The following is a 13956-nucleotide window of genomic DNA, read 5'->3' on the forward strand; positions in this document are numbered from 1 at the left end:
GGGATTTATTTAAATAATCTGGAGGAAATAGTAGAAAAGGTTAGTAGAACATATTTACATCCTAAGAATAAAAAATAATGTACTTATTTACAATTTACGTACGAACGTACTATCATAGGTTACGCGTAGGTTTCATATTAAAATAATTCAAATTTGAAAAAAAACTTCGATATTTCGAAGTGAAAATTTATGATTAGATTGAAAAAAAAAGCCTCAAGTAGTATAATAGTCACAATTAGGTGTACTGTACCCTGAGCGGGTAAAAACACATAAAAGTCGCGATTGAAGAAAAGTGAAAACGAAGAGGTAAAAAGCATGGCTGTATCGTATAACGGATTATGGAAATTGTTAATTGATAAAAAAATGAAAAAGGTAGATTTGATCAATAAACTGGGAATAAGCAGCAGTACTATAGCCAAAATGACAAGAGGCGAAGCGGTATCTATGAGTATCATGGAAAAGGTGTGCAAAGAACTTGACTGTGATTTTGGTGACATCATCCATTATGAAAAAAAGGATGGTGAACAGTAATGGAATATAGTGCAGGAATGGTATCACAGCTTTTCGCATTAGTGGAAGCAAAAAAAACTGCTGAACTGATGACTATGGGATTGTCCAGAGCGCAGATTCGAGAGAAGGTTATGTCCGAGAATCTGTATCAATTAAAGAACGAGACCAGACTCCGTAAAACATTTAATTATGTTTATAAGAGACTGGATTCACTCCCAGAAGGTGCAGTAGATTTACTTGTGAAGGTAGATACTGAAAATGCGAAGCTACTGACACTTATTAGCATTATGAACACTGACAAACTTTTTTTTGAATTTGTCTATGAAGTTTACCGCGGCAAAATTATTCTCGGAGAAAAGAGCATAGAGACAAGAGATATCAATGTATTCTTTGATGAAAAAGCAAGACAGAGTGAGGAAGTATCCAGTTGGTCTGAATCTGCTATAAAAAAACTGAAACAATGCTACATTAAAAATCTTGTCGATGCTGGTCTTTTGGATTCGACAAAGAACAGAGAAATCAAACATGCACTTGTGAATTATAGAATTGAGGAACTACTGAGCCAGCATGGAATGAAAGTTCATATCAGTGCAGTAAAAGGAGTCTAACATGGCGGTATTACCACTTGATGAAAGATTGAACCAGATAGAGAAGAAAATATCTGATATATCATTCAGAGAAAATAAAGGTCTTGGTAATGAGGTTGGATATTATATTTTTGATTACAACCCAAGAGAAGAATTAACAGTCAGAAATCATTTAGAGTATTTGAAAGACAGAATTAATAATGGAAACAAAGATTTCAAGATTATCGAGTTTGATTTGTTTCATTTGATGGTTAAAGTTCTGGAAGAAGAGGGGTATCTCGAAGCCTTCTTTGATTTGGAGAAAGAAAATGGTTTCTTTGAAATGGCAGGTAATTTGGTAGAGACACTGGGATTGGATGAAACCAATGAATTGAACTTAATAATCAGCAAAATAATGGCTCAAGATTTGACCGACAGTGTAATTTTTCTGACTGGAGTAGGAAAGTGTCATCCAATTATTGCCAGTCATAACATTTTGAATAACTTACACCAGGTATTAGATAGTGTTCCAGTGGTATTGTTCTATCCGGGTGAGTATAGCGGACAGGATTTAAAATTGTTTGGAACAATGGATTCACATAATTATTACAGAGCATTCAGGCTTGTATAGAATCGGAGGAAAATTAGATGCAGATAAAGAATATGTTTGAAAAGCAGATTGATCGTGACATTAAAGGTGTTATCAAAGTTGGACAATCTGATGAAGAAAATATATATCAGGAATTGGATGAGTATGTTATAACGAAAGAGTTGTTGAAGCATTTTAGAGATTTCTTCGACAACTATGAAAAAGGAATTAATAACAATACAGATAAGATGGGAGTGTGGATTTCAGGCTTCTTTGGAAGTGGTAAATCTCACTTTTTGAAGATTCTATCATATCTTTTAAAGAATAGTGTTGTAGAAGGAAAGCGAGCAATCGAGTATTTTACAGACGGAAAGAAAATTGACGATTCTATGCTAGTTGCCAAGATGACAAAATCCGGGAATATATCTTCTGACGTCGTGCTTTTTAATATTGATTCAAAAGGTTCAGCAAAGGTTGGCTCTGGTAAAGAGGCAATCGTAGAAGTGTTTATGAAAGTATTCAATGAGATGCAGGGATACTGTGGTTCTATTCCATATCTTGCAGAGTTTGAACGCCAATTAGACAATGAAGGAAAGTTTGAAAAATTCAAAGAATTATTCGAGAAGAATGCGAGTGCTCCTTGGGATAAGAAGAGACAGGCATTTGCAGTTATTCAGGATAAAATAGTGAAGACTATTGTGGAAATGAACTTTATGAGCGAAGAGGCTGCTCGTAACTGGTGTAAAAATGCAAAGGGAAATTATGATTTAAGTATTGAAAAGTTTGTCGCTCTTGTACAGGAATATTGCACAAAGAAAGGTTCAAATCATCATGTAATCTTTTTGGTAGATGAGATTGGACAGTATATTGCAGACAACACACAGCTTATGCTGAATTTACAGACCATCGTGGAAGATTTGGGAACAGCTTGCAAAGGAAAGGCTTGGGTTATTGTAACAAGCCAAGAAGATATTGATTCCATTACTAAGACAAAAGGAAATGACTTTTCTAAAATTCAAGGTCGTTTTGATACACGACTTTCTCTTTCTGCGTCAAATGTTGATGAAGTTATTCGTAAGCGTGTACTTGCTAAGAATGAAACAGCAGGTTCTACTTTAAGACTTCTTTATGAACAGAAAGAATCTATCATTAAGAATCTTATTACATTTACGACAGATACAGCGGATAAGAAGTTATATACAGATAAATCAGATTTCGCTGATTGCTATCCATTTATCCCATATCAATTCAATTTATTAGGACAGGTATTGACGGCTGTTAGAACTCATGGCGCAAGCGGAAAGCATTTATCGGATCAGTCCCGTTCTATGCTGGCATTATTCCAGGAGTCTGCAATTAGAGTGATGAATAGTGATGATGGAGTGTTTGTTCCATTCAGTTATTTCTATGATCCATTACATAAATTTATAGATCATCAGCATAGTCAGGTTATTTCTGACGCAGAGAACAACAGTAAACTGAATAATTTTGATGTGGAACTGTTAAAAGTTCTCTTCATGATTAAATATGTAAAAGAAATTAAAGCAAATGTAGATAATCTGACCACCTTAATGATTTCAAATATTGATGATGACAGAATTGAAGTACGTTCAAAGATTGAAGAATCATTGAAGAGACTTATAAAAGAAACATTAGTTCAGAAGAATGGAGAAATCTATATCTTCCTTACAGATGAAGAACAGGCAATCAATAATGCAATCAATAATGAGACAGTTGAAATGGGAGAAATAATTGGAGAGGCATCTACAGTTATTTTTCAGGATATATACAAAGAGAATAAGTATAGATACAGTAACCGTTACTTATTCCCATTTAACCAGAAGGTGGATGATCGATTCTTCAAAGGAAATCAGTCAAATGATATTGGAGTTACAATTATTACACCTTATGGTGGAGATTATCCGGATTCTTCTCTGCGTATGCTCTCAGCGCAGGAAAGAACAGTAATCATAAAACTACCAAATGACAGTACTTTCTTAGATGAGATAACAGATTCAATCAAAATATATAAATATCTGAATAAGAATGCTTCTAGTGCAAGAGATGGTTCAGATAGTATTCGCCGAGCAAAAGAAGATGAGCGAATTCAGAAGAAGGATAGAATAAGAATCTTTCTTGAAGATGCCTTAAAGAATGCTGACATTTATGTGAATGGAGATAAAGCGACAATATCTGCCAAAGAACCAATAGGAAGAATATCCGAGGCTTTGGATAAATTGGTGTCGATGCAGTACAACAAGCTGACTTACATGGAGACAGCTCCAGAACTGTCAGATATTGCAGAAATATTTAATGAGCGAAATGATCAGATGTCTTTCCTTGGAACAAGTGATACAACACCCAATAAATTAGCATTGGAAGAAGTTGTGCAGGTAATCAGTCTGAATAATTCCAGACACATGAAGACATCATTGAAATCATTACAGGATAAATTTGGTGCTGCTCCTTATGGATTTGATCCGAAAGATGTGCAGTGGTTAGTTGCGATGCTCTTTAAACTTGGAAGAGTATCCTTAGTATATAATAGCCAGTCTTTATCGCTGTTATCAAATATCAAAGATGAATTGGTAAGATATTTAACAAAACGCGAATTTGTAGAAAAATTATTGGTTGATATCAGAGAAAGAGCAACAGATGGACAGATTCGTTCGGTGAAAGAGGTAATGAAGGATTACTTTGGATACACGTTATCAAGCGAAGATGATGATGTGATTATGAGGGATTTCCAGAATAAAGCAAAGGATAAGGTACGCTCCTATGCTGATATTATGGTGGAGTATCGTGTAAATCCATTGCTTCCATGCAAATCAATGATGGCAAAAGCAAAGAGTACGTTGGAGGAGATTATTACAATTTCAGAGCCAGTAGAATTCTTCAAAACAGTAGATAAAAAGAGAGATGACCTTTTAGATGATGCAGAAGATACAGCACCTGTTTTCGATTTCTTTAAAGGAGAACAGAAGCCAATATTTGAGAAAGCTCTTAAATTTATCCATATGTTTGAAAATAGTAAGACTTATGTTAGAAATCAAGAAATAATTGAGAATGTGGCTCACATGGATGCAATTATTCAAAGCAACAATCCATTTGGTCAGATTCAAAAGCTACCAGAGATGTGTGAAAAGTTTGTAAATCAGTATGGTACATTACTTGAAAAAGAAGCAGAGGATATGAGACCTATCGTATCTGACGATCAGAAAAAAGTGATTGATATTCTGGAAATAAAAGATTTTGCGGATGTATTCAGGAACAAGTTCACGAAAGCATTCGAAGATTTGAGAGTGAAATTGGATACTTCTCATGAGATTGCAGCAGTTAAAAATATTAAGCTTGAAAGTGATACATTAAAACTACGCTGTATGGACGAAATGACTGAATACGAAGCAACACATCAGCCAGTTACGGTTACACCTCTAACCCCGCCGACGCCGGGAGATGATCCAGTAATACCACCAATTGTACAACCAACCATCGTAAAGACCAAAAAGAGAAAGAATGTATCAATTAGTAACGTGGCAGGTGCAAGAACTTATTTCATCGAGAGTGAACAGGATATAGACCAGTTCTTATCTGAAATGAAGAAGAAACTGTTAAGTGAGTTAGAAGAAGATACAATTATTACATTGAGCTAATTGGCTTGATTGGAGGATATAGCATGAACAAAACAGCGATTAAGAAATTTGCCATAGATGCAAGGAGAAAGCTGATAGCATCTGTGACAGATAAAGCAGGAATGCTTGGTATTACTGATAAAGGTTGTAGTAATCCGATTTCACAAGGTGCAGATTTCAAAGTATATAAAACTGCAGCAGGTACAGAAGTTACATTAAACCGTAAACAGTGTGAACAAAGAGACAAACTGGAGACACAGATAGATGCAAGAGGATTTGAAGCGATTGTAGAAGAGGTAGCATACACTTGGTTTAATAGAATCTGTGCAATTCGATTTATGGAAGTGAATGATTATCTTCCAACAAGAGTTCGTGTGCTTTCATCAGAGAAGGATGGAAAAACAGAGCCTGATATCGTGACGCAAGCACCTGATGTGGATTTAGATCTTAATTCGGAAGAAAAAGAACACATTATAGAATTGAAATTGAGGTCTGATTCCAAGAGTCAAGACGAATTATTTCGATTCCTGTTTATCAAACAGTGTAATAAATTACATGAAGTATTACCGGAACTATTTGAGAAGACTTCCGATTACACAGAACTTTTATTAGATATTTCATATACGAACAAAGAGGAAATTATATATAGACTGGTTAATGATAAAGATGGAATTGCAGAATCTGATTTTAACATTTTAAACATTGATGAAAATGGAGAAATAACAGGTCAGGTAGAAATCATTGGATGGTTATATCAGTACTATATATCCGAAAAACATGACCAAATTGTAAATATATACAAAGGCACTGTAAAGAAAGAAGATATTCCTGCAGCAACACAGCTATTTACCACTGACTGGGTTGTAAGATATATGGTAGATAACTCTTTGGGCAGATATTGGATTGAGAGAAATCCAGATAGCAAATTAGCAGAAAAGCTTCAATATTTTGTTACATCAAAAGATGGTCACATTGAATATGTAGATGAAAAGATTGATCCAACTGAATTGACATTCTTTGATCCATGTATGGGTAGTGGACACATTTTAGTGTATGCATTTGATGTGCTTATGGAGATATATCGTGAATGTGGCTATTCTGACCGTGATGCAGCTCTGAATATCGTTCAATTCAACTTATTTGGATTGGATATCGATAGACGAGCACATCAGCTGGCTTACTTCGCAGTTATGATGAAGGCAAGAAGTTATAACCGACGAGCTCTGACACATGGAGTATTCAATAATGTGGCAGCCATCGAAGAAAGTAACACGATAGAGAATTTTGAATGTGATGGCATTACAGACGATAAAGAGCAAAATAGAATCGGTGAATATCTAGTAAGAGCTTTTTTACATGCAAGAGAAATCGGATCGTTACAGACGATAGATGAAAATGATTACAAAACATTTGCAGAGTATCTGCTTTGTATTGGGAAAAAAGAAGTACAGTTAAACATGTTTTCTACGGAATGGATTCAGGAAATATATCCATTGATGTTAAAGTTAACGAAGCAGGCTTCGATATTATCAAAAAAATATAGGGTTGTGTGCACTAATCCACCTTATATGAATAAATTGGAAAGCAATTTGAAAAAATTCGTTGTAGATAATTATAAAGACTATTCTGGAGATTTATTCAGCGTATTTATATATCGAAACTTTGATTTTTGTATAAAGGATGGATATTCGGCTTTTATGACGCCGTTTGTATGGATGTTTATTCGCCAATATGAGAAATTACGAAAGTTTATTATCGAACGTAAATCAATTGTTACATTAGCACAACTAGAATATTCTGCTTTTGAGGAGGCAACAGTGCCAATATGCACATTTGTGTTAAAGAATGATAAATCGCATACGACTGGTCAATATATAAAACTATCTGAATTTAAGGGTGGAATGAAAATTCAACAGAACAAAATACTTTATGCAATTCATCATACTGAAAATTGTAGTTATTATTATGAGAAGTGTATTGAGCGCTTTAAAAAGATCAAAGGATATCCGATTGCTTTTTGGGCAACGGAGGAAATAGAAGAAATATTTGCTACTTGTGCACCGTTTGAAGATTTTGCAACTATTCGTGTTGGAATGCATACAGGGAATAATGACATTTTCCTGCGTGAATGGTATGAAGTCGATCAGAAAAATATATGCTTTGATTGTAAATCCCATGATGAAAGTAAGGTTAGAAATGAGAAATGGTATCCGTATAACAAAGGCGGTGGAACTAGAAAGTGGTATGGCTACAGAACAAAAGTAGTAAACTGGCAGCATGGAGGAATAGATATTCATGCATTTCATGATTTACCAATGGATTATAATGGCGCACCGGTAAGAGCAAAGGGATTACAGTTTAAAGAGAGCATCACTTGGTCAGATATTGGAAGTACAGCTAATTTTGGTTGCCGATATACAGAAGAAGGAGCAATGTTTGATGTAAAAGGTTCTTCTGCTTTTATGACAGACAATAATAGAATTTACTATGCTATGGCTTTTTTGAATTCAAAACTGGTGTCATATTTACTTCAAATGCTTAATCCTACTATATCGTATCAAGTGGGGAATATTTCTACTTTACCATTTAAGTATGATTGCTCTGTAGTTTCAGAAATGGATGAATTAGTTGAAGGGTGTATTAGAAATGAGAAGGATGATTGGAACTCAAATGAAATATCATGGGAGTTTAAGAAAAATCCATTAGTTTCCTATTATGGAAGTAAGTCATTAAGAGAATGTATGGAAGATTTGAAAGAAAGCAGAAAGAATATATTCAGAAGTGAAAAGGAAATGGAGAAAAGGATTAATCAGATTATGATGAAAGTATATGGAATTGAATCTGATGAACTTCAAGATTGGATAGAAAAAGATTCTGTATATATCAGGCTCGTTGATGAACGAAATGATATTACAGAAATGATTTCCTATGCAGTTGGATGTATTTTTGGACGCTATTCACTTGATATTGATGGATTAGTATATGCGGGAGGAGATTGGGATAACGATAAGTATAGTAGCTTTATTCCTGATTCAGATAATGTCATTCCAATCACAGATGAAGAGTATTTTGAAGATGATATTGTGGGATTATTCTGTAAATGGTTGAAACAGGTATATGGTGTTGAAACACTTGAAGAAAATCTTGAATTTATTGCCAAAGCACTTGGAAACAAGGGTGATTCCAGTCGTGAGATTATAAGAAACTATTTTTTGAAAGATTTCTTCTTGGATCATTGCAAAACATACCAGAAACGCCCTATTTACTGGCTTTTTGATTCTGGTAAGGAAAATGGTTTCAAAGCATTAGTTTATTTGCACAGATATAATGCTGATACTGTAGGTAGAGTTCGTACTGATTACCTTCACAAAGAACAGGCATATGTTGAAGCTGCTCTTCGAAGTGCAGAGTACATAGTTGATAACAGTTCATCAGCTTCAGAAAAATCAAAGGCAACAAAAGCTATATCAAAATATACAAAGCAGCTTGCTGAGATGAAAATTTATGATGAAGCAATAGCACATATTGCAAATCAAAGAATAGAATTGGATTTAGATGATGGCGTAAAAGTAAATTATGAGAAGTTCCAGGGGCTTGAAGTATCCCGTGAAGGACAGAAATCTCTTAAGGTTGATTTATTGGCAAAAATAAAGTAGGAGGTTCAGTATGGATTTACAGAACATACAGGAACAATTAAATACTGAGTTTTCTAAACAGGATGTGAGACTTGTATTCTGGTTTGATGATAAAGGAGAATATGAGGATGAAGTGTCAGAACTTCAGTTGGACAGTGCAAAACTTCATATTTTAGATGGAACGAACTGGCTATATACAAAATGGTTGTTAAATGAGTCAGATGCGCTAGGAAAATATTTGGTATATGCGCCTTTTTCAAAACCTAGTGATGCAGAGAATCCATTGGCAGATATGTATTATTATTCCCTGCCATATTATACGGATCGTATTTCACAGATGTCTCAGGAGATTGGATTGGATAATCGATTCAAGGAACATTTGGCACAGTACAGCAATTTCTGGAAGAATAAAATCAGAATAGAGCGGTTTAAAGAACTGGGAATTGACCATTACAATGTGGAGACCATTGACATTGGTTTGATTGCTGTGCTAACAGATGTGAAAACACCAAATTTTGAAGAGGTAGTTAAGCAGCTGTTGCTTGGAGATTACAGTAAGTATCTGAAAATCTTGGAAGATAATGGACTGCAGGAAAAATTCTGGGAACTTTGTAAAAAGTACTTGGGTTATGAATCGGAAAAGCCCAATATGGATGATTTAGCAGCTTGTATGATTCTGACTTATGCATCTTCTTCTTTGAAAGGCACAGTGCCAGAATCTATGAAGACGTACATTCTGAAACGAAGAAATGATGTGGTGGTATTTGTTCGGAATATAATGGACAACATCTCCTTCCAGGAAACTTATGATGTAATAGCAGAAAAAGTGGATAAATCGTTAAGATTCGTAGCAAGGATTCAAGCCGATTTGAAAAAGGATAAGTCCAAGGATAAAGCAATGCAATTAACAGACATATTTGCCTGTGATGCATTTAGTGGACTGGATGATATCATCATAGATTGGGCATTGGATCAGTTGAACGATGAAATCTTGGATGCTGGAATAGATGGATTGAGTATAGCACAAATTGCAGATCAGAGAACATCCAAGGCGTATCATTATGCTGAAAAGTACAGAAATGAATACAGAGCAATAAAGTATGCATATATGATGATGAAATCTGTATCCATGATGGAGTTTACAAGTGATGTAAAAGAACTGGTTACATTATATCAGAAAGAAACATACTTAATTGATTCCTATTATAGATGGTTTTATCGTTCTTACGATCAGATAGAAGATAACAGCAAGTTTGCCACTGTTAGAGAGAGAGTAGAGAACATTTACTCGAATATTTATTTACAGAAGCTGACGCCGAAGTGGAATCAAAATCTCACTAATGAGGTGGTGGCATCAACTGGATTAGCAAGACAAGAAGGTTTTTATAAGCACTATATTAAGAATTATGCTGGAAACAAACGTATTATTGTCATTATTTCAGATGCCTTTCGTTATGAGTGTGCCCAGGAACTTATGGAAAGATTGGAACTTGATGAGAAATGCGAACCTAAAATGGAGAGCATGTTGAGCGTCCTTCCATCCATAACAGCTGTTGGCATGGCGAGTCTTTTACCTCATGAGGAAATGAATGTGGATGAAAAATTGAATGTGACTGTTGATGGACAGAGCTGTGTGGATATGGTTTCAAGAGACAAGATTTTAAAAGCTCAAAACGAGAATAATATCGCTGTAGCATTTGATGAGATATATAAAAACCGAGCACGGGCAAAAGAACTTCTTCAGGGGAAGAATATTGTATATGTATATCATAATCAAGTTGATGCTCGTGGAGACAAGGCAGCTAGTGAGAATGAAGTATTTACCGCATGTGAAGAGGCAATAGAGGAAATATATCTCCTAATAAGGCAGCTTACAGGAGATATTTCAGCGTCAAAATTTATTGTGACAGCAGATCATGGATTCCTTTATAAACGGGATAAGTTGCAGGAATTCGATAAAGTATCATATCCGAAGGAAATATGTGTATATTCCAATAAGCGTTTCTTATTAACAACGGAGGAAGTAACTGAACAAGGAATAACTTCTAGAATGATGGAGTATTTTAACAAGTTGTATGTCTCTACCCCTATTGGAGCAGATATATTTAAAGTGGCTGGTGGTGGTCAAAACTATGTACATGGTGGATCTTCACTGCAGGAAATGATGGTTCCAGTGATTAAATTAACAATGAATACAAGAGGTGTTGCATTTGATTATGTGAACGTGATACTGACTTCTTCCACAAGAAAGGTCACGAACTTGATTAGTTATCTTGATTTTATACAGACAGAAAAAGTAACAGATATGATGAAAGCACGAAGTATTATTGCGTACTTTACAACGGAATCAGGAGAAAAGATTTCTTTTGATGTTCCAATTGTTGCAAATAGTAGAGCAGATGCACCAGAAAAGAGAATATTCCATGAGAAGTTTACTTTGAAGTCAAGAGAATACAAGTATAGAGATAAGTATTACCTGGTACTTGCGGATGTAAATGATGAAAAAAATATTCTTCAACAGTATGAATTTATGATAGATATTGCATTTGTGGATGATTTTGGATTTTAAAATGATAAGGAAGTGAGAAAGCTTGAATTTTGTTTTTGATAAGATAGAAGATTTTATTAAAGAGTACAGAAAAACAGAATCATATTCGCATGAGTGCTGCTGTGGTGGGAACAGGAAGTTCCTATTAGAGGATTCTAACGTTATAATAGGAGATTATTGCATTACCGTTGTAGAATGCCCAATATTAAAATGTCATAAATGTTTTAAATACAAACTGGGTAATAGAATGCCAAAACAAATACAATATGCATATACGGATTTGAGTAATAGCGAATATAGTAGTTGTAGGTTGACTACGAAGCTGGAGCGTTTTCAGTATGTTGAATATGCAAATTTTGTTTACGATGGAAGAGATCTAAATATTCCAGGCATAGGATTTGATTTGGATCCTACGAATTCTAAAGGATTTTCATGTCCAGTTTTTTTTGATAAAAAGGTACTAAATAATTTTTATACTGATAACGACTATTCGCTTAATATGTTTTCAGAAAGCTATGGTGATATTGCAAAAAGAGGAACAGATGGCTGGGATTGGGAATGGAATATTCCGTTTGGGATTAACAAAAATGGAAATGTGATTCTTTTTCTTGGAGACTTGGAACAAATTGATAAAGACAATAGAGCAATATTATGGCTTAAGTCATACAATATTAAATCTGATCACGAGATTTTAGATACAGAGTTTTATAGAGCACAATTTCTAAATGAGTTTAGTGAACCTATCATAGAAAAGAGAATAATCAATCTCAGAAATTTTTTCTTTGAAAGAGTAGAAAGAGAATTTGGAATTGCACTTCATCATTTGGAAGAGGAAGTTGAAGCTAGTGCAAATGAGCTAAGAAAACCAATAAACTATTCGAAATCCGAAATCAAGGAAAATATAATTATTTTAGATGGATTGCTTAATGAAGGAATAGATTGCAATAGGCTAAGAGAACTGTATGTAAGGGTTGTTAACCCCTTGCCGGATAATTATAAAGATTTAAAAACTAGAAAATTATTGCAGGGGATTATAGCTGCGGTAGAAGGTGCAGATTTTGCAAAAAGCATGATTTCTTCATTGTTTTATTTGAATGATTTGAGAGTATGTTATGCTCATCTTATCTCAAGTAGTGAAATAGATAAAATGATGGGACGAATTATAGTTGCTTATGGATTAGTAAGTGAAGATGAGTTTAAGAAATTGTATTGTAGGTTAATTAAAGAACTTTATGAGCTATATAGTTTATTGATGATTATTCAATTTACATAATTACAAATAATATACTGGGAGAAAAAGGATGTTTGTTATTGATAAAGAAAAAAATAAGATAGATAAAATTCAGAGCAAAACATTTCATGAACTGGGATTCAAGGAAAGAGAGCATTTACAGGAGTGGATTGCAAAAAATCCTGAATGTTTGGATGAAGAATTCTTAATTATTCAAAAGGAATTTGACGGGTTCAACGATACTAATGAGCGTCTTGATTTACTTGCCTTAGATAAGTCAGGGGCTATAGTAGTAATTGAGAATAAACTTGATGACACCGGGAAAGATGTTGTTTGGCAAGCACTAAAATATGTATCCTATTGCTCCACTTTATCAAAACAACAGATTATAGATATATTTCAAACTTATCTTGATAAACATGGTAAAGGTGAAAAAGCGGTTGATAAACTTGTGGAATATTTCGATGATAAACCGTTGGAGGAAATAGAATTAAATATGCATGACCAAAGGATGATTTTGGTAGCAGGATATTTTAGAAAAGAAGTGACATCGACTGCAATGTGGATGCTTAATCATGGAATTTCTGTACAATGTTTTAAAGCCACTCCGTATCAATATGGAGTGGAACTTTTATTAGATATTGAACAAATTATACCTGTAAAGGAAGCAGCTGAGTACTTGATCAAGATGGCAGATAAGGCAAAAGAAGCCCAGGCGGTGAAAGAAAACAGCAAAGGCATTGAAGTATTACGAAAAAAATACTGGACAGAACTATTAGAAAAGTTCAATGGAGTATCGAAACAGTTTCAAAATGTAAATCCGTCTGTGGATCATTGGTTATCAAGCGGTTCTGGAGTGTCGGGAATTCCATTTTCATTCGTTATAACGAAAAACTATGTTGGCGTTGATCTTTCTATTAACCGTGGAGATAAGGAAACAAACGAAAGAATTTTTGATAAATTATATAGTTCTAAGAAAGAACTAGAAAAAGATTTTGGGCATGAACTGAAATGGGAAAAGCTTGATGAAAAAAAATCATGCAGAGTTTCCTATCGAATGGAGAATGTTGACATAACAGACTGTGAAAATTGGGAGAAGTTTAAAGAGTTTCAATGTGATGCAATGGTTCGATTTGACAAAACAATGAGACAAGCTGTAAGTAAAGCAGTAAAAGAAATAATCTAATTGGAGGAATATTTGGCTATGGAGGACGATTTTTTACTATCATCACAAGACAGAATATA

8 protein-coding genes are annotated in these 13956 nt (G+C 34.4%); all 8 read left to right on the plus strand.

Annotated elements, in window-relative coordinates:
* The first annotated feature begins 315 nt into the window (after nucleotides 1–315).
* Genes RT269_RS07130 through RT269_RS07165 form a run of 8 tightly spaced genes read left to right on the plus strand, consistent with a single transcriptional unit; the run spans nucleotide 316 to nucleotide 13897 of the window.
* Nucleotides 316–531 carry a helix-turn-helix domain-containing protein gene (locus RT269_RS07130; RefSeq protein WP_313181530.1) on the plus strand — a complete coding sequence of 72 codons (216 nt, stop codon included), beginning with the start codon at nucleotides 316–318 and terminating at the stop codon, nucleotides 529–531.
* On the plus strand, nucleotides 531–1118 hold the full coding sequence (locus RT269_RS07135) for a DUF1819 family protein (RefSeq protein ID WP_313181531.1): 588 nt from the start codon (nucleotides 531–533) through the stop codon (nucleotides 1116–1118). Before RT269_RS07130 ends, RT269_RS07135 begins: the two co-directional genes overlap by 1 nt.
* Before the next feature lies 1 nt (nucleotide 1119).
* A complete protein-coding gene (locus RT269_RS07140; RefSeq protein WP_313181533.1) occupies nucleotides 1120–1707 on the plus strand; it encodes a DUF1788 domain-containing protein in 588 nt (195 codons plus the stop codon).
* Between the two features lie 17 nt (nucleotides 1708–1724).
* Nucleotides 1725–5318, plus strand: a complete 3594-nt coding sequence (brxC, locus tag RT269_RS07145; RefSeq protein ID WP_313181534.1) for a BREX system P-loop protein BrxC — start codon at nucleotides 1725–1727, stop codon at nucleotides 5316–5318.
* Between the two features lie 23 nt (nucleotides 5319–5341).
* Entirely contained in the window at nucleotides 5342–8953 is a 3612-nt protein-coding gene (gene pglX, locus RT269_RS07150; protein ID WP_313181535.1) for a BREX-1 system adenine-specific DNA-methyltransferase PglX, read from the plus strand.
* Nucleotides 8954–8963: 10 nt separating this feature from the next.
* Nucleotides 8964–11501, plus strand: a complete 2538-nt coding sequence (pglZ, locus tag RT269_RS07155) for a BREX-1 system phosphatase PglZ type A (RefSeq protein WP_313181537.1) — start codon at nucleotides 8964–8966, stop codon at nucleotides 11499–11501.
* Between the two features lie 22 nt (nucleotides 11502–11523).
* Nucleotides 11524–12753, plus strand: coding sequence for a hypothetical protein (locus RT269_RS07160; RefSeq protein ID WP_313181538.1), 1230 nt, complete (start codon nucleotides 11524–11526; stop codon nucleotides 12751–12753).
* A 28-nt stretch (nucleotides 12754–12781) separates the two neighbouring features.
* A complete protein-coding gene (locus RT269_RS07165) occupies nucleotides 12782–13897 on the plus strand; it encodes a DUF4268 domain-containing protein (protein WP_313181539.1) in 1116 nt (371 codons plus the stop codon).
* Nucleotides 13898–13956: the final 59 nt, after the last annotated feature.

It is taken from the genome of Lacrimispora sp., from assembly GCF_032078915.1.
Taxonomy (GTDB): domain Bacteria; phylum Bacillota; class Clostridia; order Lachnospirales; family Lachnospiraceae; genus Lacrimispora.

Excerpts from the sequence above, each read along its gene's own strand:
- RT269_RS07130 (WP_313181530.1), top strand. The coding sequence starts at position 316 with ATGGCTGTATCGTATAACGGATTATGGAAATTGTTAATTGATAAAAAA.
- RT269_RS07135 (WP_313181531.1), top strand. The coding sequence starts at position 531 with ATGGAATATAGTGCAGGAATGGTATCACAGCTTTTCGCATTAGTGGAA.
- RT269_RS07140 (WP_313181533.1), top strand. The coding sequence starts at position 1,120 with ATGGCGGTATTACCACTTGATGAAAGATTGAACCAGATAGAGAAGAAA.
- brxC (WP_313181534.1), top strand. The coding sequence starts at position 1,725 with ATGCAGATAAAGAATATGTTTGAAAAGCAGATTGATCGTGACATTAAA.
- pglX (WP_313181535.1), top strand. The coding sequence starts at position 5,342 with ATGAACAAAACAGCGATTAAGAAATTTGCCATAGATGCAAGGAGAAAG.
- pglZ (WP_313181537.1), top strand. The coding sequence starts at position 8,964 with ATGGATTTACAGAACATACAGGAACAATTAAATACTGAGTTTTCTAAA.
- RT269_RS07165 (WP_313181539.1), top strand. The coding sequence starts at position 12,782 with ATGTTTGTTATTGATAAAGAAAAAAATAAGATAGATAAAATTCAGAGC.